Source organism: Pedobacter sp. ok626, assembly GCF_900100435.1.
Lineage (GTDB): Bacteria > Bacteroidota > Bacteroidia > Sphingobacteriales > Sphingobacteriaceae > Pedobacter.
Window position 1 is genome coordinate 39826 of sequence record NZ_FNEX01000015.1, and the last position, 22343, is coordinate 62168.

22 protein-coding genes, 1 tRNA gene and 1 pseudogene are annotated in these 22343 nt (G+C 39.3%); 9 read left to right on the top strand and 15 right to left on the bottom strand.

Annotated elements, in window-relative coordinates:
• Positions 1-2: 2 nt before the first annotated feature.
• Positions 3-1340: a RagB/SusD family nutrient uptake outer membrane protein gene (locus BLS35_RS19490; protein ID WP_090784428.1), complete on the top strand. Its 1338-nt coding sequence runs from the start codon at positions 3-5 to the stop codon at positions 1338-1340.
• A gap of 64 nt (positions 1341-1404) precedes the next feature.
• Here BLS35_RS19490 and BLS35_RS19495 read toward each other — a convergent pair whose 3' ends face one another.
• The 6 genes from BLS35_RS19495 to BLS35_RS19520 form a co-directional block, all read right to left on the bottom strand.
• Positions 1405-1710 carry a hypothetical protein gene (locus BLS35_RS19495; RefSeq protein ID WP_090784430.1) on the bottom strand — a complete coding sequence of 102 codons (306 nt, stop codon included), beginning with the start codon at positions 1708-1710 and terminating at the stop codon, positions 1405-1407.
• A 145-nt stretch (positions 1711-1855) separates the two neighbouring features.
• Positions 1856-2317: a MauE/DoxX family redox-associated membrane protein gene (locus BLS35_RS19500; RefSeq protein ID WP_090784432.1), complete on the bottom strand. Its 462-nt coding sequence runs from the start codon at positions 2315-2317 to the stop codon at positions 1856-1858.
• Between the two features lie 103 nt (positions 2318-2420).
• Complete coding sequence (locus BLS35_RS19505; RefSeq protein ID WP_090784434.1) at positions 2421-3029, bottom strand: Crp/Fnr family transcriptional regulator; 609 nt, start codon at positions 3027-3029, stop codon at positions 2421-2423.
• 22 nt (positions 3030-3051) lie between these two features.
• Positions 3052-3987 carry a helix-turn-helix domain-containing protein gene (locus BLS35_RS19510; RefSeq protein WP_090784436.1) on the bottom strand — a complete coding sequence of 312 codons (936 nt, stop codon included), beginning with the start codon at positions 3985-3987 and terminating at the stop codon, positions 3052-3054.
• A 174-nt stretch (positions 3988-4161) separates the two neighbouring features.
• Positions 4162-5862, bottom strand: coding sequence for a TetR/AcrR family transcriptional regulator (locus BLS35_RS19515; RefSeq protein ID WP_132226028.1), 1701 nt, complete (start codon positions 5860-5862; stop codon positions 4162-4164).
• A 58-nt stretch (positions 5863-5920) separates the two neighbouring features.
• The gene (locus tag BLS35_RS19520; protein WP_090784443.1) at positions 5921-7177 is read right to left on the bottom strand and encodes an aminotransferase class I/II-fold pyridoxal phosphate-dependent enzyme; all 1257 of its coding nucleotides are present in this window, start codon (positions 7175-7177) and stop codon (positions 5921-5923) included.
• A gap of 590 nt (positions 7178-7767) precedes the next feature.
• On the opposite strand from BLS35_RS19520, the gene BLS35_RS19525 reads away from it, so the two are divergent.
• Positions 7768-8091: a hypothetical protein gene (locus BLS35_RS19525; RefSeq protein ID WP_090784447.1), complete on the top strand. Its 324-nt coding sequence runs from the start codon at positions 7768-7770 to the stop codon at positions 8089-8091.
• Positions 8092-8194: 103 nt separating this feature from the next.
• Here the strand turns inward: BLS35_RS19525 and BLS35_RS19530 are convergent, their stop codons facing one another.
• Positions 8195-9289: an alkene reductase gene (locus tag BLS35_RS19530; protein ID WP_090784450.1), complete on the bottom strand. Its 1095-nt coding sequence runs from the start codon at positions 9287-9289 to the stop codon at positions 8195-8197.
• Between the two features lie 13 nt (positions 9290-9302).
• The gene (locus BLS35_RS19535; protein ID WP_132226029.1) at positions 9303-10910 is read right to left on the bottom strand and encodes an MBL fold metallo-hydrolase; all 1608 of its coding nucleotides are present in this window, start codon (positions 10908-10910) and stop codon (positions 9303-9305) included.
• A gap of 113 nt (positions 10911-11023) precedes the next feature.
• Between BLS35_RS19535 and BLS35_RS19540 the strand changes: the two genes are divergently transcribed.
• Positions 11024-11380, top strand: a complete 357-nt coding sequence (locus BLS35_RS19540; RefSeq protein WP_090784456.1) for a winged helix-turn-helix transcriptional regulator — start codon at positions 11024-11026, stop codon at positions 11378-11380.
• A 369-nt stretch (positions 11381-11749) separates the two neighbouring features.
• On the opposite strand, the gene mobC (BLS35_RS19545) is transcribed toward BLS35_RS19540, so the two are convergent.
• The 5 genes from mobC (BLS35_RS19545) to BLS35_RS19560 are packed head-to-tail and all read right to left on the bottom strand — an operon-like array spanning position 11750 to position 15887.
• Positions 11750-13801, bottom strand: a complete 2052-nt coding sequence (gene mobC, locus BLS35_RS19545; RefSeq protein ID WP_090784459.1) for a conjugal transfer protein MobC — start codon at positions 13799-13801, stop codon at positions 11750-11752.
• Between the two features lie 9 nt (positions 13802-13810).
• Positions 13811-15100 (bottom strand): relaxase/mobilization nuclease domain-containing protein, encoded by a 1290-nt coding sequence (locus tag BLS35_RS19550; protein WP_090784463.1) that lies wholly within the window; start codon positions 15098-15100, stop codon positions 13811-13813.
• A complete protein-coding gene (gene mobC, locus BLS35_RS19555; protein WP_090784467.1) occupies positions 15085-15492 on the bottom strand; it encodes a plasmid mobilization relaxosome protein MobC in 408 nt (135 codons plus the stop codon). The genes BLS35_RS19550 and mobC (BLS35_RS19555) overlap by 16 nt, the downstream gene beginning before the upstream one ends.
• A gap of 1 nt (position 15493) precedes the next feature.
• Positions 15494-15616 carry a hypothetical protein gene (locus BLS35_RS28305; RefSeq protein ID WP_256375309.1) on the bottom strand — a complete coding sequence of 41 codons (123 nt, stop codon included), beginning with the start codon at positions 15614-15616 and terminating at the stop codon, positions 15494-15496.
• 46 nt (positions 15617-15662) lie between these two features.
• On the bottom strand, positions 15663-15887 hold the full coding sequence (locus BLS35_RS19560; RefSeq protein ID WP_090784470.1) for a hypothetical protein: 225 nt from the start codon (positions 15885-15887) through the stop codon (positions 15663-15665).
• Positions 15888-16163: 276 nt separating this feature from the next.
• Between BLS35_RS19560 and BLS35_RS19565 the strand changes: the two genes are divergently transcribed.
• From BLS35_RS19565 to BLS35_RS28205, 3 genes and pseudogenes are all read left to right on the top strand, one after another.
• The gene (locus BLS35_RS19565; RefSeq protein WP_090784473.1) at positions 16164-16946 is read left to right on the top strand and encodes a hypothetical protein; all 783 of its coding nucleotides are present in this window, start codon (positions 16164-16166) and stop codon (positions 16944-16946) included.
• A gap of 234 nt (positions 16947-17180) precedes the next feature.
• Positions 17181-17396 (top strand): hypothetical protein, encoded by a 216-nt coding sequence (locus BLS35_RS19570; protein ID WP_090784475.1) that lies wholly within the window; start codon positions 17181-17183, stop codon positions 17394-17396.
• A gap of 36 nt (positions 17397-17432) precedes the next feature.
• Positions 17433-18377: pseudogene (locus BLS35_RS28205) on the top strand (recombinase family protein); the annotation flags it as partial.
• Between the two features lie 595 nt (positions 18378-18972).
• On the opposite strand, the gene BLS35_RS19580 reads toward BLS35_RS28205, so the two are convergent.
• Both BLS35_RS19580 and BLS35_RS19585 read right to left on the bottom strand, forming a co-directional pair.
• Positions 18973-19044 (bottom strand) — tRNA-Arg (locus BLS35_RS19580).
• Between the two features lie 45 nt (positions 19045-19089).
• Positions 19090-19605: a DUF2911 domain-containing protein gene (locus BLS35_RS19585; protein WP_090784477.1), complete on the bottom strand. Its 516-nt coding sequence runs from the start codon at positions 19603-19605 to the stop codon at positions 19090-19092.
• A gap of 135 nt (positions 19606-19740) precedes the next feature.
• Between BLS35_RS19585 and BLS35_RS19590 the strand changes: the two genes are divergently transcribed.
• Genes BLS35_RS19590 through BLS35_RS19600 form a run of 3 tightly spaced genes read left to right on the top strand, consistent with a single transcriptional unit; the run spans position 19741 to position 22336 of the window.
• Positions 19741-21054, top strand: a complete 1314-nt coding sequence (locus BLS35_RS19590) for a PAS domain-containing protein (protein WP_090784479.1) — start codon at positions 19741-19743, stop codon at positions 21052-21054.
• Positions 21055-21104: 50 nt separating this feature from the next.
• A complete protein-coding gene (locus BLS35_RS19595) occupies positions 21105-21866 on the top strand; it encodes a glycoside hydrolase domain-containing protein (protein ID WP_090784481.1) in 762 nt (253 codons plus the stop codon).
• Positions 21863-22336, top strand: coding sequence for a TspO/MBR family protein (locus BLS35_RS19600; protein ID WP_090784484.1), 474 nt, complete (start codon positions 21863-21865; stop codon positions 22334-22336). The genes BLS35_RS19595 and BLS35_RS19600 overlap by 4 nt, the downstream gene beginning before the upstream one ends.
• The last annotated feature ends 7 nt before the right edge of the window (positions 22337-22343 follow it).

Here is a 22343-nt window from a genome sequence, read left to right on the forward strand (position 1 = left end):
ATATGAAAAATAATCTCTTAATTTTGATAGTCATCATTGGCTTAACTGCCGGATGTGCTAAAAGTTTTTTAGATAAAAAACCTGACCAATCGCTTGTTGTACCTACTACAGCCACCGATCTTCAGTCCCTACTGGATAACCTAGATGTAAACAATACCGCACCAGCAATCAGCCAGATTGCTTCTGATGAATTTTATATGGACGCCAGTGATTTACAATTTTTCACTAAAACCGAAAAAGGTGCTTATACCTGGCAAAAAGATTTATATGAAGGCGGTTTTTCCGGAGAGTGGAACGGGCTGTATAAACAGGTCTTTTATGCTAATTTAGTACTTTGGCAAAGCAAGAATTTACAACCCAGCCCGGAACTCGATCGAATAAAAGGGAGTGCCTATTTCTATAGAGCATGGGCATATTACCACCTTGGACAACTCTATGCCAAAGCATTTGATCAGAATGCACTTGATCAACAGACCTCTCTACCCCTAAGGACCAGCCCTGAAATCGACCAACAACCGCCCGTGGCTACCATAGGTAGCTTGTACAAACTAATTAATACTGATCTGGATCAGGCAGAAGTACTGCTAAGTACAACCACCACATATAAAAATCGTCCATCCAGGCAGTCCGCCTATGGTCTGCGTTCAAGAGTCAGGTTACTCATGGGGGATTATTATGGCGCTGCAGCGAGTTGCTCCGCTTACCTTACTTTAAACAATGAATTAATCGATTTTAATACCTTAACGCCATCTGCTGCAAGACCACTTCCGCCGGTTCTGGAGAATAAAAATCCTGAAGGATTGTTTTACAGCCAATTACTCAGCTATTCTTTTTTGAGCTCCCCATTGCTCAAAATTGACCCTGAACTTTACCAATTGTACGAGAGTGATGACCTTAGAAAAACCTGTTTTTTTCGCGACCGGGGAAATGGAATCATAACCTATAAAGGAAGCTATACGGGAACAACAAGTTTTTTTGCAGGAATTGCTACCGATGAAATATTGCTGACCAGGGCAGAATGCCGGATTCGCAATAATCAAATCCAGGAGGGCCTTGCAGACCTAAACTTACTCCGAAAAAACAGGATCAATAAAAATACCTTTGTACCAATTAACCCTGTGGCGGGGGAAGATCTGCTGTTAATGGTATTAAAGGAGCGCAAAAGAGAATTGATAGCAAGGGGAACACGATGGGTTGATCTTAGACGATTGAACAAAGAGCCTCAGTTTGCAAAAGTCATCAGCCGACAACTGGGACAAAAAACTTACCTGCTGGAACCCAATGGAGCAGGTTATGTATTTCCAGTACCAGGATCTGAAACTAACCCTACGGTCAAATAGAAAAGCCAGGCTCCAAAATCAAGAGCCTGGCCTAACAGAAATTTTACTCCTATAAAAACTGGACTTACAATTCTTCAAGATCAAACTGTCCATCATCAACTTTAGGGCTGCTTGGATTTGGAGCAGTCCTTGTACAAGCATCCAGACTAGTGTTACAAACACTTTGGTACCCAGCCGGAGGAGCGTTAAAATCATACCAGGTATTATTAATCACGCCTGTTCCAGGAATTGTCGGGCCTGTATATAGTCCATATCCACTAAATCGCACATTGGATGATTCAGAGAATGCACTTTGAGAGGCAATAGTTACCCCTCCAATTAAGATTAATGCCAATGCAAACACATTGATTTTTTTTAATAGATTTTTCATGATTTTAATATTATAGCTATGCAAATTGATTTAGATTGCACAACTGATTTTAGTTTCCTTTGTTGGTTCCGGAGCTTTACCATCAAGTGATTTTAGATTTATGTTCTCTGCGTAAAGCAAGCTCTTAGCTTTACTATTGAGTTAGTCAAGTGTGGAAAACCTCCTTTCGCTTAAAAAAGTTAACAACCCGATTAGTTATCCACCCGCTTTGCAGAGCAATACCAAGCATTGCAAAGCCAATGAAAAGAAGATTAAAGATCAGGTGCGTCCAATATCCCATATGGTTAAGAATTCCGCCACAGCTACAGGGAATACGACCAAACGCTCCAGTCATGGTAACAGCGATATAAATACTAAAAACGCAAAGCAGAATTAAAGCAGCATAAAACCCTTTCAAACGGGCAGCATTGACAAGCAATAAACCAACAATCCCCAATTCTATCACCGGCACCAACCACACCAGCAGCAAAGCGATATCCTGTGAAAATACCTGGTTCAGCATTTCATGCTTACTTTTCTCAAAATCAACCAATTTTGATACCGCAGCATAAAAGAACAACAAAGCAATTATTCCACTTAGTAATTTTAGTATGGCTTCCTTTTTCATCACTGTAATTTGATTACCCCTAAATTCTGAAATGAAAAACCAGGAAGATCCGATTTAGATCGGAAAAAAACACGATCCAGATCGGATCAGCTCAGCACCAGAATTACTTTTTACGCCCATAATATTTACTCCTCAAACGTCCCAATGTATCCGGAGCCATACCCATGTAATCCGCAATGTAATTCAACTGTGTCCTTGGAAATAGATAATCTAGTATTTCTTCCTTGTCCAGGTAACGCTCTTCAATACTCAACAATTTCATATCCTCCATGTGCTCCATTTTGATCTTGTTACACATGGCCCTGATCATTTCAGTTAACACCTCAACCTCCTCAAATTTTGATTTTAAAGCAAACCAGTCCAGATAGCTGATAAAAATAACTTTACATAGCTGGCTCGCCTCAATTGCCCTTTCAGAAGGCTGCTGACTGAAAAAGCCAGGATCAGTATAACAGAAATTTTTCGATGGCCAGAACCAGCTGGTCTTTTCCTTTAAGGTCTTTTGATTCATCCTGATCTCCCGAAGCAATCCCTCCATTAAAAACCAGACCACCTGCTGGGTATCGCCAAAATTTAAGATTCTGGCATCTTTTTCATAAGTAGTTTCATAAAGAACTTCTTTCATGGCCATTTTAACCCGGAAACTCAATACCATGAAACTTTCCAGTACATGCATCAATTCATTAAAAGATTCATTCGAGATACGTTGCATAAGTATAATCTTTTTGTAAGTATTAATTCAGGAACCCTAGTTTCTGCTGTAATTCAATTTTATTTTTAACCTCCAGTTTAAAAAAGATCCTGTGCGCATGGGTATCAACCGTACGTGCGGAAATGTACAATTCCCCAGCAATCGCCTTATAAGTCATCCCCTGACAAAGCATCAGTGCAACTTCGGTTTCTCTGCTGCTTAAACCCAAATCATGACAGGTCTGGTTAAAATCAGCCCTTTGAATTTCATCCATCGCATCTTTTTCCAATAACCTCTTTCTTTCCATTCGTTCGAACCTGCAAGATTGGTACAGAAATAAGATGGCAATTACCGCAAAACCAGTATTGGCAAACAAAGCCCTAGTCCATTGTTCTACACCAGCATGGGTAAACAAGGCAATACCTACACAGGGCGATACCGCAAAATAGACCGCAAGCATTTCAACACGGATTGCTAAATCCTGCTCCTTTTTATGCGACCGGAAATAACGGTTGATAGCCATAAACACCGACCAAAGTAATACCAATCCATAGCTAGCGGGGATAATCATTCCATAAGATATTGACAAATCAAGATTATCTGTAAGGGGATAAACAACACCAAAAAATATCAGATAAGGCAACAACAGAAATAAAAAATTACCATACAAGGCATGAAACCTCAAATCTGACAAATCAAAAGACTTGTAAAAATAATAAGGAAAATACACCGCTATCAAAAATCTAAAACCATAAGCAATGATATTCTGAAAAGGCAGGGCTAACCAAGTAATCCCTGGATCAGGGAACAGACTGCCACATAGATTATATAGAATCACCAGCACAAGCAGCAACAAATAAGCAAACCTGCGCTTTTCGTAAGGCCATACCAAATAAAAATACAACTGGACGCTAAGCATCATCAGCTCCAGAATGATAAATACCGCCGTAAGTCCATGCATCTGTCCAAAATGAAACATAAAAAAGCTAGCTAGTATAAAAACAACATTCGCTTAAAATACTCCATGCAAGCTTTTGGGATCCGGAAACAGCAAAAATAAATTACATCTGACGCAAAGAATACGATAAGCAGGGTTTAAGCAAGAAAGATAAAACCAATTTTCAGTGCATGTGGGGAATTAATGCAGCAATATTTATATACCTTTCCTCGCGGCGCGCAAATCGGTTAACATTTTTAGCAACATTTTCTCAATCGGACCAGTCACTGTGGAATCCTTACCATAGAACTTAGACTTGATACTAAAGGGCGAAAGTTTGTCCTGGCCCCGGGTAGAAAAATTACCCGCTATTTTTTCAGATAATACCTCCAGATTCAGCTCATCATACAATCCATTGTCATATTTTAATTTTTGCCAGACAGCCAGCTGCGGAGCAGTGAACTTTGTCTTGATTTTTAATGGATTCACAAATAAATCCAGGGGCTCATCTTTTAAGTAATCCAGTTCCGAATTCAGCCATTTCAGCAATTCCCCGACCGCATGCTGCTTTTCAGAATTAAAGCTGAGTTCCGGAAAAAATGCCAATTGACTGATGATTTTTTTGGCATCTAATAGGATCTCTTTTAATTGCTGATCGCTCTGACCAAGGATCTTTCCCTTGATTTTCGTTTTAAAATAAGTGATTACTCCTCCATCATTTAAATTAAGTGAAATCATGGCATTTAACACCTCATCATGAGTAATACCTTCATTTAAAAGCAACTCGTTCAAGTGATTTTTGTACGCGTTTAGGTATAAAAGGTCCTGCCATTTCATCCTAACGATTCCTTTTAAAAATCGGTAAAAGGGCGTCAAGGCCAAGCTAGCCAGTTCATGCTCAATTTGTAAATTCTTACACCGATCTTCCAGGAATTGAACCTCTTTTTTAAAGAGGATGCAATTGTTTTCCCATAAGACCATAGGCAATTGCAATCCGCCCCAGACCATATCTATTACAGGAGAAATAATATTTAAAATCATTTCTCCGATCAATTTTGATTCCTGATTGTCATGGTCTTTTTCCAGATAAAAACTATCTGCAATCTGAACCAACCGAAAAAGATTGATCTTTAAAAAGGTTTTGATCTGCGTCTCAGTTGTTAAATCCAATAACTGTTCCAGTAAAACCTCTTCCACTCTTAACAGCTCCGCGCGGAGTTCATCTGCTAGCGAGGGGTCTGCTTTTTCTTCTATAAAATTCTTTTGAAACCTGGAAGCGAGGCTTTCCAGCAATTGAAATTCATAATGACTTTTTAACGACTTTGACGCTGCTGATCCAGGGCTCACAACCTGCTTCCAGGACCAGGAGATCAACTGTTCAATCGTCTTTAACACCCCATCCCGATCCTTGACATCGTTCAGGTTCATCCCACATACCACACTGTTGTTGGTTTTGGAATGCAAAACAATATAATACACCCCTCCCAACATCAAGGCAATTACCGCCCGGAAATTTACATTCGTATTCCGGAAAAACGGATCGGTCCTGTCCAGAAGTTTCGCACCATCCGCTTCCCTTGCCTGCGAAATACTTTTTAATACAGGATTTGCTTCAGAAATCTGCCACAGAATAATTTTCTGCATTTCTTCATCTCCGTAAAAAAAACGAAGATTTTCTTTCATCAGCTCAACGAATAATGTTTCCATTTCCAGTGCATCAGCATCAGCAGATAAGGCGAATTTCTTAAAAAAAGGAGGCCAGTAATCTTTCTCTTTAATATAGGCCTTCTGCAGGTTTGCCAGCCCCTGAAAATGATAGCGGATCAATTTTTTATCCTTGCCAACCCACTTGGCAATCGCATTTGTTTTCAGACCTGTAAAACCCTGCTCACGCATAATAGCTCCTACAGCGTCCAACAGTTTTTTTTTGGTCGCCTCAGTATCCCGTTGCCGAATTTTACGTTTCCTTACCAAATCAGTTGTTAATAGTTAAACCCTCTTTTTTAATGACCCAATCCCAGGCATTCAAAACCTTATCCAATTGCTGCTGGGTATGGGTAGCCATTAGGCTCATCCTGATCCTGGCATCTTTTCTCGATACCGCAGGATAGTTGATCTGGTTGGTATAAATACCTGCCTGGAGCAACATATTGCAGATCTTTGCGTTCAAATTGATGTCACCGATTTTAACAGGCAAAATCGCAGATTCCGTTGCTCCCACATCTAATCCTAACGATAAAAGTCCGTTTTTAAAGTAGGTAATATTTTTCCAAAGCAGTTCTTTCCAGATCGGCTCTTCATCCACCAAATCTATTGCTTTCGATATACAGGCCGCAGCAGGAGAAAGCGTTGCGGAAAAGACATGTTGCCTGGACTGGAACTTCAGAAAACTCACCAATTCAGGACTCGCCACAAGGTACCCACCCACATGCGCGAAGGTCTTACTGAAAGTTCCGGTTATGATATCCACCTCTTTATATAAGTCATAAAGCTCTATGACACCTCTTCCTGTTTCTCCGATCACTCCGGTGCCGTGGGCATCATCGACCAGCAGATAAGCCCCATAGTATTTCGTCAATTTGATAATATCATTCAGCGGAGCCAGATCACCATCCTGCGAATAGACGCCGTCAATAACCACCATTCTGGTTCTGTATTTTCCATCAGTATTTTTCAATACATTTTCTAAGGCATCCACATTATTATGCGGGAAGGTCTTTACATTAGTCAGCTGGCAGCCCTCATATACGCTTGCATGCACAGCCATATCCAATATCGCGAGGTCTTCTTTCTTTAACAGGGCCTGTAATGATGAACTATTCGCATTATAACCAGTAGTGAACACGATAGCGCTATCCCGCTTAAAAAACCGGGCTATTTTATCCTCTAATTGTTGATGATAAGAATAATGGCCACCGATCGCAGGAGAAGCACCAGCGCCTGTCCCAAACTGCTCAATTCCTTCAATCGCCGCTGCTTTTACTTTTGGATGCTGCGTAAACCCCAGGTAATCATTGGAGACCAGACTCACAAAATTTCTAATCGGATTATCCTTGATATCCAATTGCATTTCAGGACCGCAACCCGACAAATTCTCTTGACGGTAATTGAACTGTCCCAGGCTAGTTCTATCATTTACATAAGCTGTCCATAGGGATGCCCATTTGTAGGGGTCCAGGCCTGGTATGTTTTCAAAATCTTTAAAACTAGCTTTTTCAAAATCGATTTGCATAAATTTCGCTTTTTAAATTGCTATCCAAATTAGGAAACCTTAATACCCCAACAGGGGAATTAATTGAAGATTTAATGTACACCCCACTGCAATTGACGCTGCGGCTGATTTCCGCATGATATTTTTAAAACAATTTAGCTCTTCAGGGAATTAAGTTCCCTAAACTAGCATGCAGATTTTAAAATTTTCCCGTGGAAAACAACGCCTATTTATTTTTCTGACAGTATTCTGTGTGCGGTTTTAATGCAGCTAGGAGACTGAGCGTTAGTGGCTATAGGTTAACAAATCGGTTCATTTTACATCCCAATTTAAAAATTATTTATTTTTTAGTCAAAATTTATGTTAAAAAAATGTCCAATTGACGGTTTATAGCGTATAATATAAGTCAAGCACAGCGTCAGTAGTTTTTTAAAAGTTGACCATCTAATCAACAATTTAAAGGTTTTACCGGTATTTGAGCATTTAAATAATCTTGCATTGGAGTGCTAGTATTAACGTTTTGGGTAGCTTTTTTCATCAAATGTTTCGAGTATGATGAAATAAATATAAATCCTCGTTTATGCTTAGATTTATAGAACCAAACCGAAAATATGGCTGAAAGACCTAAAATTCCACCGCTGTTTCAAAAAGCTACAGAAATGCAGGCGAAGGTTGATGCCACTCAGCCCCTGTTGCAACCGGCAGAATTCTTCAATCAGATCCTCCCCAGTAAGGTCATGATCAGCGTTGAAAACATCATAAAACATATCATTAACTTATCGGATTTGTTTGAAATAAACAACAAAATCGATCAGCATTACGATGACAAATATTTAAATACGCTGTCAAAACTGTGTCCTGAGCTTACTAACCAGGACGAAATACAAGTGAGTACATTTGATCTGACCAGGCAGAAGTTAGATACTATATTGTAGTCACTATCATTATTCCACCGTTATTTAATAAATTTAACGCCGACATGCATTTGTAATTTTAAAAATGTAATAGCCATTCTGGATTAAAAATATCCATTGTTAATTATACTTTCATCTGATATAAAGGGTAATCAGTATACCCAATAGGGCCGATACCATAATAAGTGTTGCGATCTGCTTTATTCATTGGTAGTGTTCCAATAAAACGCTCTACAAGATCAGGATTTGCAATAAATAACTCCCCAAAAGAGATCAAATCAGCCACATTGTCCTCTATGGCTTTTTCAGCCGTTTCTTTGTCAAATCCTTTATTGATCATAAGCGTTCCCTCATACAATTTCCTAAAGTGTTTCGCCGTTTCTATAACCCTATTCATTGGGTTAGTTTCTTCAGCAAGTGTGAAACCAGATAAATGAAGATAGGCGAGATTATAATCGTTTAAGTTCTTTACAATATACTCAAATGTTGGAATAGTTTCCTCATCTACATTGATACCAAAAGTATGATCCATAGATGGTGATAGACGGACACCCACCTTTTTTAAATCTACTACTTTTTTCAGCTCATCAAGTACATCGAATAGTAACCGAGCCCGGTTTTCAATAGATCCACCATACTCGTCGGTTCTGTCATTTGCACATTTAGCAAAAAACTGGTGAAAAAGGTAGCCATTGGCAGCGTGTAATTCTACGCCATCAAAATTTGCCTCAAAAGCATTTTGTGCTGCTTTTACAAAGTCCTTAATAGTAGATTTTATTTCAGCTGAACTCATTGCTTTAGGTGTAACAGTATCAACAAAACCTTTTTTTAAGAAAGCTTTAAAATTGGGATTAATAGCAGATGGTGCTAACGGCAGCAGCCCATTTAACAAATCCGGATGAGATATGCGTCCAACGTGCCACAGTTGAGCAAATATTTTTCCACCTTTTTGATGTACAGCATCAGTTACAATTTTCCATCCCTCAATCTGTTCTTTTGAATATATATCAGGTATATTGATAGAGCCAATACCCATCGGACTAATATGGGTCCCTTCGCTAATGATCAAGCCTGCAGAAGCACGTTGACTATAATATTCAGCTATTAATGGTGTGGCTACATGTTCGGCATTATCTGCGCGGCTTCTGGTCATTGGCGCCATCACGATCCTGTTTTTTAAGGGAAGTCCGTTTAAATCATATGTTTCAAAAAGTTTCATAAGGAGATGTTATTTAATTATTCTTTTTGTTGTAGAATACGGGATAGCCCGGAAGGTATTCACCTCTCTCCCGGTAAGTAGAGTCACGTTTTATAGCCCGTTGTTTACCTTCTTCAATAAATTTCAGTATCTCTTGGTGGGTCATGGTCCTCTCATGAACAGATGACACCTTATCAACTTTCAACTGGTAATAATCCAGGTTATTCTGGTAGCTGTCAGGCCATAATTGCCAGTCTGCTGCTGCTGTTGCAATATCTGCATCTATGAATATTTTTTGTTCCGGCAAGTATCCAAACACTGCATCTGCCATGTGGTTATTTGAGATCACGTGGTAAATTTTCAATGTGGCCATCTCATCCTTAAGCGTTAGTTCTTCATCAATTGGTACAAAATCGAAATTGCCAGAACTTTTCAAGACATCATTAAAATCAGGAGCCTTCCTATTTGCGATTTCTCTTAATATACCTTCATTATTTCTGTGACTATATACCTTTAATCCAGCAGCTACGCCTGCCCTGAAACCACCTGTATGATCGAAATGGTGATGTGATACGATGAGCGAGGTCACTTTTTTTCCTGAAACTAGTGTATTGGCCTTTTCCAAAATCGCTTTACCCATGAGTTGATTACCGTAAAGTTCAAAAGCCACTAGGTGATCCTTAAATTCAATTATAGTTGTACCACCAGTAAGTTTCCAAATGCCTTTTCCAAGAGTTTCAACTTCTATTTTTGGAGCAGAGTCAGCCAGAACTGTTTTTCCTAGTAAGCTATCGGGAATTTTAAGATTCCCTGTTGAGGTATTTACCCGGTATCCATCTACAAACATTCTTAAATAAACCACGTCTCTGAAATCAATTTTTGTGGTGTATCCCATTGGGAGCATTATTCCTTCATACGGCATATAGCCTGAGAAACTTGTTGTTAGTGATACTTCTGCGAGTACGCTATGTGGAGCCTTCCATGATACAGATAGTGGTATATTTGTTTGGTTATCAATAGTGAATTTTAACTCAATATTCTCACCGGCGCTAACCGATAAAATTGTTTCTTTTTTATAATTAACTACATTAGTGACTTTTACTTTATTTGTAAGCAATGCATTTAGCATCGCAACTGGATTGGTGAGCGACCATAATTTTCGAACCCTGCTACCATCGATATACAACGGATTTTCGGTGAATATTGGGACGAGAACAGATTTTCCATTTGGCATCAGATCGAAAGCAGTAGTTTTTTGCAATACTTGATTAACAGGCAAAAATAAGTGGCCAAATGCCCCTGCAAAAGGAAACAACATATTACGGCGCTCTTTCAGCTGAAATGCGTCTTCATCAAAATTCCATGTCCTGATTAGTTCATTTGCGGCAATGAGTTTTTCCGGAGCATTAATAGCACTTGAAATATTTCCACCTCCCCACATATATGCGTACTGTGCATAACCCTGTAATGTTAGTGAGTGTAGGTTTGCAATTCTTTCCACTCCTCCTAACGCTTTTGCAGACTTTGCAACAATTTCATATGCTACGCCATTAGCTTTTTGCTGCTGCGCCAGTGCATGGTCGATCCTGGAAATCAGGATTGTTAATATTAAAAAAATACTTACTTTTATTTTAAATTTCATGGCTTTTTTTTGGAAATTTTTATCCATACAAAGTTAATATAGTTTTTAATTAGGGTCAATAACGGCATAAAGATGCGGATACCGCAAAATTTTGCCATATATCAAATCAATCAATGTATCAGAAAAAAATAGAAAAGGAATATGGTTGTGGTATGGAGGTTACTGTTGAAGTCATGGGTGGTAAATGGAAAGCCTGTATTATCAATCATTTGAGTGAAGGTAAAAGGCGGCCAAGCGAAATTAAGCGCTTCGTGCCAGTTGCATCAAGGCGTTCCCTAGAAAATCAATTAAGTGAATTGGAACAACATGGTGTTATAAAGAAGATTATTTATCCAGTTATGCCTCCAAAAGTGGAATATGAGCTAACTGATTTAGGAAAATCTTTATTACCGATAACAAGAGCAATGGAGATCTGGGGTAGCGATTTTAAGGATAGATTTTTGGAACTTAAGCAAACGGACAAAACTTAAATTTGAACTAGTGTATGAACTGGTTCGGTGTCAAGGAGGGTTACACATAAAATGAATTTATGTATTCTATCTAGATAAAAACTGAACAGTAACCGTATAGAACTTCTCCGATTTTTTATCAGCGATTGCAGTCTTATATCGAACTGTTTTCACAACCCTCTTTTTATTATCTACCATAAGCCTTTCATCATTTACCTGAGCCTGAAGATCGTTGGAAAGCTCACGGTCAGTGCATTAAATTTACAAAATAAACCGGAACTTGCCTAGCGACAAGCCCCGGTTTTAAATTAACGCTCTCAAGATCTAAGGTATGAAAATCCGCGACAAACCACCAAATCATTTTAAAAAATTTATCCTATCATCATAACATTACCTTGAAAATACCTTTGCATCTTGTTGTCTGATCGCCTTTTCTGGTGGCAATGAACTGCGCATTTTATTTTTCTTCTTCTTTTTAGCCCCCTTATTTCCAACATCCCTATCCTTAATTTTCTGCAACTCCGCTTTCAGCAAAGTCTCCACCTCTCTTTTAATCTTCAAATAATTCTCCCGCACATCTTCCGCAGTAACCTGCTGCACCACCGGAAGCCGCCTGTATCCCTCATCTTCCTTTTTAATCGCCTGATGATCATTCTGAATTTCCGCATGAAACATCTTCTGTTTGATCTTCACATCAGGACTATCCGCCACAATCCCCACAAACTCACCTGAGGAAAGCGTAGCAATCTTAGAAGCAGGAATCGCAGATTCCATCTGCGTGGATTTAGAAATGGAAGTGTCATTACTGTTGATACTCATGCTCTGCCTGTCCTGCATGATCTTTCCAAAAGTATCTGAAAGCTTTCTAGAACTATCTCCCGAAACCTGACCACTGATCACATTGGCACAAATCCCTGCAATGATTTCCGCTTGTTCAGCTCCATATTCCTTCTTCACCTGCTCGATACTCTGGATGCCAATCGTACAACTGATCAAATTACTTCTGCCAGTAGAGATCGTGGTAATTAAATTTGCCACAAGTGTAGGGTACTCATCAAAAATTAGACTACATTTCTGCTTTCCCTTCTTATTGATCAGCTTTAGCATCCGGTTTACGTACAATGAAAGTACCGCACCATAGGTATCGATCTTCTGCGGATTGTTTCCCATACATACAATCTTTGGTTCATCTGGATTATTGATATCCAGCGTAAAATCATTACCTGAAAGCACATAGTACAATTGTGGGGATGCCAGTCTCGCAAGCCCAATCTTAGCCGAAGCGATCTGCCCCTCCAGTTGCGCCTGTGCATTGTTCCGCAAGGCTGAAATAAAAGGATCGATCAGCACGCGTACTTCATCCTCCTCCCAAAGTATTTTAAACAATTTTTCATATTCGTTTTGCATCAGCTCGATCACATGCGGCAAGGTGCAGTACTTACCATCCTGATATTTCCGCAAATACCAGATCACCGCCGTCAGAAAGTTAATGGGTGATTCCACAAAAAAATCCCCTTGCTTTTTCAGCCAATCCCGGTTCAGTCCCATCATGATTGTCCGACTGGCCTCTATCGCATCGGTAATATCTTCCATACCAGAAGGATCAAGCGGGTTACATCGATGCGTCCGGTTTAAATCTTCAAAATTAATGATGTAAAAAGCCGGCTTGATCTTATAATTCCCCTGGTATTTCAGCAGTTTGTTATAAGCCATTTTTGTTAAATCGTCGAACTTGAAATCATATAAAAATAAGCAGAACCCCTTTTTTAGTTGCTGATCCAGGATATGCCGGATCACAAAATACGTTTTACCAGCCCCACCAGAGCCCGCTACCAGAACCGACCTGAAAGGATTCACACAATTGATCCAGCCATTTCTGATCTTTCCCTTCAGATTATACTTTGTGGGCAGATTAAAAGAATAGTCATTTTCCAGTAAGCGCTCTTCCTGCGGAAAAGTTTCATTGTCTGAATTGAAAACATCAGTAACCAGACTACTTTTAATCAACCGGCTTAACCAAGTGCCACCGGTTAAAATCAACAGGTACCCTATGCTCGATAAAAGCATATACAAGCCAGCCCTGAGGGGTATGCTCCAGGACAGGTAAAACACTAGTGGACTAAGGAAATAAACCAATAACCCACATAGCAGGTATGCAGCTATGCTGTTTTTTTGGATCTTCTCGTCCTTTTTACCTTTTGCCGCCAGTACCATTATCCCCAGGAACAATAAGGCCGCCAGCTTAGCCTTAATCAGGCCTGTAAACAGTCCAGTCTTTGCGATATTCCCAATGATTTTATCAACAATTTCCGCTGTCCAGCCCCAGGCTGCAAATGCCGCATAACAGCAGATGTAAAAATGCATGCACAAAATTGCAATACTGATCAGCCTTGTAAAATCTATAATCTTGCGCAAGCCCTGCGCATCTTCTCCAGTATTCATAGTAAATATTTAAATGGTTAGTTCCTGACTGGACTTTTGTCCCCGCTTTTTACGTTTCTTCTTTTTGCGCGTTATACCCGAGAAGTATTCAGGCTGCGATTTCTCCAATAAGATCTCTAATAGATTAGCTGTGGATGATCCCTGAACATTTGCATCCTGTGTCACTTCCCCTTTCTTTTGTTGCGATGCACCTGCGTTCACCAATTTTTCTGTTTGATTTTTTTCTTTTTGGATAACTCTATTCAACTGTCCAAATTGTTCGATAATCGCTTTGGCGCTGTAAGCTTTACCCAAATCACTGCCGTTGAAGATCGTTTTACTATGGTGATCCACAAAAGTGATCCCGTAAACCTGCCCCGATTCATTCTCCCGGAAAAGCACATCTATCCCCTGGCTTTTCAACTCCTGCTCAAACCTTGACCTGGTGACACTGCTATAGGCTGAAAGGACTTTATCTATTCTTTTTCTTAAATCTTCCTTAAAAGGTTTACGTTTCAGTGCATTCTGCTCAAATTTCTTTTCCAGGTTCCGAAGAGTTGGCTTAGCATAAAATGAACTCGCCTTGATCGGTACACCTATCGGAACACCCTTTTCATCCAGTAAAGCATACATCAGCCCCTTCTTTTCAAACATCGCTGTATGCTCCTTTCCTCTTAAGGCAATTACATTAAAGCCCTTTAAAACTGCGTTGTATTCTGCAAGGGAAGTAAACTTATAATCCCTGGCTACTGCAGTAATGACATTACTGATCGCCCTTTTAGTAGGCAATCTTCCGTATTTCGCTTGCTCCAGGTGAGCCGGCTTGATTCCTGACTGCGCTTTAAAAAGCCTGGATTCTGCCTTGACCAGCTTGAATTCATTTTCAATCGCTTTCCTGGCTGGTTCAGATAATTTCTTACCGATATCGTGTAGATCAATCCGCTCTCCCTGGGCGGTAATATTGGTCGTAACAATATGAAGGTGCAAATGTGCGGCATCATCGTGACGGTAGACTAAAAATGGCTGGTCAGCAAAACCGATCCTTTCCATGTACTGAGCTGCAATCTCCTGCAACAGTTCGTCTTTAAGCTGTTCACTGGAATGAAAATTCAAAGAAATGTGTACTGCATTAGTTTTTACGTCCGGCTTTAATTCCTGCAAATGCGCAAATCGGTTAAGCTTCTGGTTGAAATTCATTTGGTCAATTTCTCCTGCAAAACCACTTGCCATAATCAGCGCAGCCTCTCCTTCAGTAATCTTATTTTCATTATAGTGCAGCATTCCCCTGATGCTTTTGCCTGTACTTATTTTTGCAACCATCTTTCTGCGAGTCTGGAAATGATTGTTAATAGCTGTTCTACCCTCTCATCCACTTTTTTATACTGGTCTGCGACTTTCAGCACATAAAATGCCCGATGTGTTTCAGCCTTATCCTGATTGAAACTCCGGGTGATCTGGTTGATGTTGACCCCGATTGCCCTTAACTCCTTCCGGATCAAGGCCAGCTCTTCCATCGTGGCATCCATAGTCTTGTCTTTATGAAACAAGCTGATCTTTTCCCTGCTGAGGATTTTTCTGGCTAACCTTCCAACAGAATAGCAATCGCTGTTTTTACTGATCTGTTCCAAACGCTTATAAACCGTCTCCGTAACCCTGGCTCTGATCACATGACTTAATACTTCTTCCGGTTTAGCTGACTTTCTTCTTGGCATGTTACATGGTTAAAGAACCAAAAGGGGCAAGTTCCGCAGCCCCTTTCCAAACGCTGTAAAGCGTTTCCGTAGACGGAAATACATCTTTGCTTAGTCCACGCGGACTACAACGAAGCACTCCCATGAGCTGCTTTAAAACCCCCGTTCCTGATAAATGAATGTTTGTGAATTTATTGGATGGACTGTTCCGGTTTTGTGGATTGGCGCAGTTCATCTAACGGAACACCCCCCCGTAACAATTGACGGATCTTGATGCGGGGATCGGTCTTGACTTTTTTAAGCTTCAGATAAGGACTGCCTTTATATTTTCTACCCTTTAGGTTTGGGTCTTTGGATTTCCTTAGTACCTTTTTACTTTCCTCCAGTTCCTCTTTTAATTTTATGGTCTTGTTCATGGCTATGTGATTTAATAGCCAAAGGTGGAAAGGGAGAAAATGAGTTTGTCACTAGTAGAGATAAATAATTATATCGCTGATATAGTTATTTAGGCATTTGAAATTTAGAATTTTTATTTCTATAATTGTGTATGCTTGTGGCAAGCTAGCCCGTCTGTGCTAAGAAATATTCAGCCAATTAATTGTTTAATAATGCAAACCTGCCTGCTTATTATCCAAACAAGATTACGGACGCAAATACATAGGATAATTAAGTAGGTCTAAACAGGAATGTATATGACACCTATTGAGTATTTAAAACTCCAAGCAAAAAATCTTCACAAAGATTTCAAAACCCAAACCTCTTCATTCGATCCCAAACTGCGGCGTAACGTGTACGAGTATGATCCAAAATTTTTCAAGATCGACTTGCTCCTAAATGACTTCAACATTAACGAAGAAAAATTCAAGTTAGGGAATGCCCATCACGTGATTGCAAAATTATGCGGACTGAATAAATGGACAGACTTATTAAAAGCATCGCCAGCCAAAATCGAGTTATCAATTCTATTGAATACCAATATGGATAAGGTTGAAGTGCGGGATTGGGACGAATACGTCTCGCGAATTGAAACCGAAAATAAAGTAAAGCTCGATGATGAATTTAAATTGCAAATCTTTACAGAAGTTTTTCTAGAGGGAGAACAAGACATTTATTACGATGATTATCGACTGTCTAAAGACGAAGACACTGAAATTGAATGGGAAAAAGATGAGCCTGTACCAAGCGTACCTTCCGCAAAAATTTCATCACTCTCTCTAACTAAGGAAGATCGTGAGGAATTTATCAAAGCGGCAAATCATTCCTTTGAACGCATCTTTGAGCGTATCGAACCGGACAACCCAGAATTGACGCGGTCATTGTGGAATGCCGAACGCTATATAGACGAACAATTATTAAGGCCTGATAGGTTGCCAATTGACCGTGACTATGCGCTTTCTTTAATTGAATCGTCTTTGGTCGGCTATGTTATCCAATTAGCAGCTCAGGCTGATGATCAGGCTGGCCAACCTAATTAAATGAATATTAATTAGAATTAGGGTTACTCAAAAAGTGGTCACTTACATGTAAGTGATCACTTTTGAATAGTACCTACTTGGTGGTTACTATTTCTCATTATCAATTACAACGTGATTTAACCAAAAATCTGTTTATCACTAGTAGAGATAAACGGTTTTTCAGAAAAGTTCGGGAAATATTTATTTATCCCTACTAGAGTAGTTTTAATTTTCGATGTTCGGAATTTCGGGTTTATGAAAAATTTCATTCCAACCGGCAAGCGAACCATAACGCCAATAAATGCCGCAAGATTATTGGATAAACACGGTACAGAAGTCAGTCCCGAACGTGCAAAACTTATTTTGGACTTCCTTTACAAATTCGCTAAATTATCTGCTGCACAGGTCATCAATGCGGATTTTAACAAGAAAACGCCAGAGAAAAAGACACCTCGTAACCTGTTCAGGTAAAACGAATTAAAAACTTAAAATTAAAGGAGAAATTAAATGAAAAAAGCATGTTTATACATCAGGGTGAGTACTGATGAACAAGCAGACAAAGGCTTTTCCCAAAGGGATCAGGCCGAGCGCTTACAGATTCATTGTGCGAAAAATGACATCGATGTCAGCAAAATCATTTTTGAAGATTATTCCGCCAAGACCTTCAACCGTCCTGAATGGACGAAATTACTGGCTGAAATGAGAAAATCAAAAGGGAGTGACTTTGATTACATCATGTTTACCAAATGGGACAGGTTTAGTCGGAATACAGCTGATGCTTATCAAATGATTCGTACGCTTACTCTGGACTTCCAGATTGAGCCTATTGCTATAGAACAGCCATTAGACCTGACGATACCAGAAAGTAAAACCATTCTAGCTGTATATCTATCCATGCCGGAAGTAGAGAATGACAGAAGAGCGTTAAACGTAACGTACGGGATGCGCAGAGCCAGGAAAGAAGGCCGCTGGATGGCACTGGCACCCGTGGGCTATAAAAACAAAACCGCTGAAAACGGCAGAAAGTTTATCGCTGTTGATGAACCTCAGGCTGGTCATATGAGATGGGCATTTGAACAGATCGCAGAAGGTTTTCTGGCCACAGAGCATGTATGGATGAAGGCCCGTGAAAGAGGATTAAAATGCAGCCGTCCCAATTTCTGGAACCTTATTACTCATCCAGTATACATCGGTAAAGTTCCAATTCCAGCATTTAAAGATGAAGAGGCCTACCTCGCGGACGGGCAACATGCCCCCTTAATTTCCGAAGTTCTCTTTTATAAGGTGCAGGAAATACTGGAACTAAGAAAGCGACAGTTTGAAAAGAAAGGAACCAAAGCAGTATCACCGCGTTCATTGGCATTACGGGGATTTCTGATCTGTCCAAAGTGCGGTCACATTATGACTGGAAGTGCCTCCAGGGGGAAACAAAGGGTTTACTATCCATATTACCATTGTAAATCCAGTTGCGGAATAAGGTTTCAGGCAGAAATGGTGAATACTCTTTTTGAACGTAATCTAAATCAATTTGTTCCAAAACCAGGTATGGCCGAACTATTCAGGGCCATAATTTGCGATTCCTACATAGAAAACGGTGGAAGATCCTTAGCGGACCAAAATCAAAAAACTGATCAGATTGCCGAGCAAAATAACCGGAAAGCAAGGGCATTAGAGCTGTTGATAAATAAATCGATCTCTGGTGATGAATATCAGCGAATCAGAAAAGAGTGCGAAAATACCATTGCAAGATGTGAAGCAGAACTAAGAGAGTTAACTCAGCAGGTTGATAACGATCTTGATATAGAAGGTTTAGCTGTCTTAGCAGTGGATAACCTTAAAAACCTTCCTGAATTCTATGCAACAGCGGATTCTGATATAAAAAGGGCTATCGTGAGTTCGATTTATCCAGAAAAATGGGTTTTTGATGGCGAGAAACATCGAACCCCTGAAATCAATGAGGCTGCCCAGCTTATCTACCACATTAACAGAAATTTAAGGCATAAAAAAACCGGAGCAAAATCTTTATCAGATTTTCACTCCGGTGAGGTGTCCCCGACGAGATTCGAACTCATATCGTTGGTACCGGAAACCAAAATTCTATCCATTGAACTACGGAGACAGGAGCGCAAATATATGGATTCATTTACTTAAAATCCACATCAAATTACTTTACCATAAAAGGAACCAAAATATCACCCCAGATTAAGGCTACTTTCCCCCCTTTATCAACTGTAAAAGTCATTTTCTCCGTAAATGCTGCTGCTTTAGCTGGCTTAACCTTTATACGTAAAGCATCATCGGCTTCAACATGCTTATCAGCAGATACATCTGATTTTTTACCGAAAATAATTACCCATTCCTTTTCTCCTGGAATAGAATACATACCATATTTACCAGCTGCTAATGCTTTTCCATCAACCTTCACGGCTTTACTTACTTCAAATGTGGTTGGCTCGTTAGCTCCGGTGCGCCATACTTTACCAAATGGTGCAATTTCTTTGCCTATTGTCCTACCTTTTACAGATGGCTGACTGTAATCTATAGTAACTGTAGCTCCCGAATTCAGTGTTTCTTTTACCACTGCAGGTGGACTAGGTCTTTTACTTTTATCTTGCTGTGCAAAAACCGTTGAGGCTGCAAACATCCCGGCAACCATTGCTAAAACAATTATTTTCTTCATAATCTATTTTTTTATCTTCTAAGATGATGAAAAATACTTTAAATCGGAAATAATATATCGGAACAAATTTTGATCTCAGCGTATATTTGAATAAATTGTATCCTAATCATAAACGGGGAGTTAATATAACTTATCATGTTCTATCAAAATGCACTCATTATTAGGGAGAATGATCAGAATGCTAATGATGATTCCCTCCACAAACAACTTGTAAACATTGGTTACCATCCATCACAGCTTGTAACAGTGGTAGCATCTGCTTATCTGCAGGAAGATCCCATTAACTATGAAATAATCTTGTTTGTTACCGAAGATATGGGACAAGCTCATCCTTTTATCCTAAATTTAAGTACCACCCTTCCGGATCATCCATTGATTATCATTACCGACACAGCTTTAACCGATAGTATACCCCCACCGGGAGCAGATGACTGGTTGCTTAAAGCATGGCTAGAACCGCTATTGTTAAAAAAAACCATAAACCAGACTATAGAAAGAAAGAAGAATTCTTGCAATTACTCACGAATTTTTAGGGAGAACCCGAGCCCTATGTACATTTATGACAAAGAAACTTTTCAATTTTTGGAGGTCAATACTTCTGCATTGAAGCAATATGGATATGATAGAAAAGAGTTTCTACAACTGACTGCAAGAGATATTCGTCCGATAGAAGAATTAGAAGCTTTTTACAAGATAAATGATGAATTACCCGCTTCTTATTCAAATGCAGGAATCTGGCATCATACACGTAAAGACGGTGAGACATTTTATGTACATATTTATACTCATCAAATACTATTTGGTGGCAAAAGATGCAAACTGGTAACTGCTGTTAATATAGATGGCAGTGTAAAAGCTGAAAAGGTTCTTAAAGAAAAAGCAAGAGAAACAGAAAACATATTGGAGAGCATTACAGACGGCTTTTTCACTTTAAACAAGAGTTGGGAATTTACGTATATCAACAAAGAATTTGAACGAATATTAAGCAGAAACAGAGAAGATCTACTTGGAAAAAATATATGGGAGATCTTTACTGAATCTTTAAAATTGGATTTTTTTGCTCAATACCATAAAGCTATGGACGAACACGTATCTGTCCATTTTGAAGAATTTGACCACACCATTTCTCGTTGGCTAGCCGTAAATGCTTATCCAACAGAGAGCGGATTGGCCATTTACTTTGTTGACATTACCGACCAAAAGAATTATCAACAAAAAATAGAAAGACAGAATAAACAGTTTAAAGAAATTGCCTGGGTACAAGCGCACCAAATTCGTGGACCGGTATCTAATTTATTAGGACTTGTCGATCTTTTCAACATCAAGCAACCTAGCGATCCTGATAATCTTGAACTGCTGGCAAGAGTAAGACATACGGCTATCCAAATGGACGAGTCGATTAAGGACATTGTTTACCTCACACGTAAACTTGAATCTGAAAACATGTAATTATGCCTAAAAAGTTCTACTTTTAAAAAATTATCATTCAACCTTTTCTGATGAAACATACTATTGCCCTTTTTGTAGTCCTGCTACTGGTTAAAAATGCAACTGCACAAAAAAATAAAACAGCATACGCCCCCCTTGTTGTGAAAGAAAAAAGTATTACCCTACCGGGAAAACAGCTGGATATAAATACTGATGGATTCCCAGCAATGATCCAAACCTCATTTAATCTGGTTACAGAACCTATCCATTTTCATGTGATTAATGCAATGAACCATAAAGATATCAAATGGAAAAATGGAGCATTCAATTATACTTCGCAAAAACCAGAAATAGTAAGTTGGTCAGTTAAAAATACTTCCGACAGCTTAAGTATGGATGTGGACGGAATGATTAAAGCTGATGGAAAATTGGATTATACCGTTAAAATCACAGCCTTAAATGACATCAACCTGGATAACATCCGTATGCATATTCCTTTTACAAAAGAGGCTGCAAAGTTTGTTAAGGGCCTTGGTCAGAAAGAAGAATTAAGACCTGAGGCAATAGACTGGAAATGGAGTACGGACAAAGCTGCAGAAGCCAAGGTTTGGGTTGGAGATATTACTGGCGGTCTGCAATTTGAATTGACAGACAACCAGCGTAAGAAAATCCCTACATCATGGGCTAATGATGGGCATGGAGGTATTCATATCGAACAAAAAGGAAAAGCGATATTGGCTGATAACTACAGTGCTGAGCATCACTTAAAAAAAGGAGATGTCTTATATTACAATTTTAGCTTATTGATTACTCCTGACACCAAAAGTAAATGAGATTAAATCCCCTTGCGTTAATCATCAACATTGCCATTCCGCTTGCTATTGGAGCTGCTGGCGCCTTTTTCACCGCTAGTTCTGTCTCAACCTGGTATGTAACTTTGGCTAAGCCCTCATTTAATCCACCTAACCAGATCTTTGCTCCGGTATGGACTGCCCTTTATATCCTAATGGGCATATCGGCCTATCTGGTTTGGCAAAAAAGGCATACCATTAAACGTTTTCCTCGGACCATCGCCATCTATTTCATTCAATTAATCTTGAACCTGATGTGGTCTTTTATCTTCTTTTACTCACATCAAATTGGGGTGGCCCTATTCGAAATTGTATTTTTGTTATTTATCGCCATCGTAAATGCCATCATCTTTTATAAAATCGATAAAATAGCAGGCTTACTCTTTATCCCCTATATTTTATGGATAAGTTTTGCCACTGTATTAACTTATAATATATTCATTCTGAACTAATTTCCCT

Excerpts from the sequence above, each read along its gene's own strand:
- BLS35_RS19490 (WP_090784428.1), top strand. The coding sequence starts at position 3 with ATGAAAAATAATCTCTTAATTTTGATAGTCATCATTGGCTTAACTGCC.
- BLS35_RS19495 (WP_090784430.1), bottom strand. The coding sequence starts at position 1,710 with ATGAAAAATCTATTAAAAAAAATCAATGTGTTTGCATTGGCATTAATC.
- BLS35_RS19500 (WP_090784432.1), bottom strand. The coding sequence starts at position 2,317 with ATGAAAAAGGAAGCCATACTAAAATTACTAAGTGGAATAATTGCTTTG.
- BLS35_RS19505 (WP_090784434.1), bottom strand. The coding sequence starts at position 3,029 with ATGCAACGTATCTCGAATGAATCTTTTAATGAATTGATGCATGTACTG.
- BLS35_RS19510 (WP_090784436.1), bottom strand. The coding sequence starts at position 3,987 with ATGTTTCATTTTGGACAGATGCATGGACTTACGGCGGTATTTATCATT.
- BLS35_RS19520 (WP_090784443.1), bottom strand. The coding sequence starts at position 7,177 with ATGCAAATCGATTTTGAAAAAGCTAGTTTTAAAGATTTTGAAAACATA.
- BLS35_RS19525 (WP_090784447.1), top strand. The coding sequence starts at position 7,768 with ATGGCTGAAAGACCTAAAATTCCACCGCTGTTTCAAAAAGCTACAGAA.
- BLS35_RS19530 (WP_090784450.1), bottom strand. The coding sequence starts at position 9,289 with ATGAAACTTTTTGAAACATATGATTTAAACGGACTTCCCTTAAAAAAC.
- BLS35_RS19535 (WP_132226029.1), bottom strand. The coding sequence starts at position 10,910 with ATGAAATTTAAAATAAAAGTAAGTATTTTTTTAATATTAACAATCCTG.
- BLS35_RS19540 (WP_090784456.1), top strand. The coding sequence starts at position 11,024 with ATGTATCAGAAAAAAATAGAAAAGGAATATGGTTGTGGTATGGAGGTT.
- mobC (WP_090784459.1), bottom strand. The coding sequence starts at position 13,801 with ATGAATACTGGAGAAGATGCGCAGGGCTTGCGCAAGATTATAGATTTT.
- BLS35_RS19550 (WP_090784463.1), bottom strand. The coding sequence starts at position 15,100 with ATGGTTGCAAAAATAAGTACAGGCAAAAGCATCAGGGGAATGCTGCAC.
- mobC (WP_090784467.1), bottom strand. The coding sequence starts at position 15,492 with ATGCCAAGAAGAAAGTCAGCTAAACCGGAAGAAGTATTAAGTCATGTG.
- BLS35_RS28305 (WP_256375309.1), bottom strand. The coding sequence starts at position 15,616 with ATGGGAGTGCTTCGTTGTAGTCCGCGTGGACTAAGCAAAGATGTATTT.
- BLS35_RS19560 (WP_090784470.1), bottom strand. The coding sequence starts at position 15,887 with ATGAACAAGACCATAAAATTAAAAGAGGAACTGGAGGAAAGTAAAAAG.
- BLS35_RS19565 (WP_090784473.1), top strand. The coding sequence starts at position 16,164 with ATGACACCTATTGAGTATTTAAAACTCCAAGCAAAAAATCTTCACAAA.
- BLS35_RS19570 (WP_090784475.1), top strand. The coding sequence starts at position 17,181 with ATGAAAAATTTCATTCCAACCGGCAAGCGAACCATAACGCCAATAAAT.
- BLS35_RS19585 (WP_090784477.1), bottom strand. The coding sequence starts at position 19,605 with ATGAAGAAAATAATTGTTTTAGCAATGGTTGCCGGGATGTTTGCAGCC.
- BLS35_RS19590 (WP_090784479.1), top strand. The coding sequence starts at position 19,741 with ATGTTCTATCAAAATGCACTCATTATTAGGGAGAATGATCAGAATGCT.
- BLS35_RS19595 (WP_090784481.1), top strand. The coding sequence starts at position 21,105 with ATGAAACATACTATTGCCCTTTTTGTAGTCCTGCTACTGGTTAAAAAT.
- BLS35_RS19600 (WP_090784484.1), top strand. The coding sequence starts at position 21,863 with ATGAGATTAAATCCCCTTGCGTTAATCATCAACATTGCCATTCCGCTT.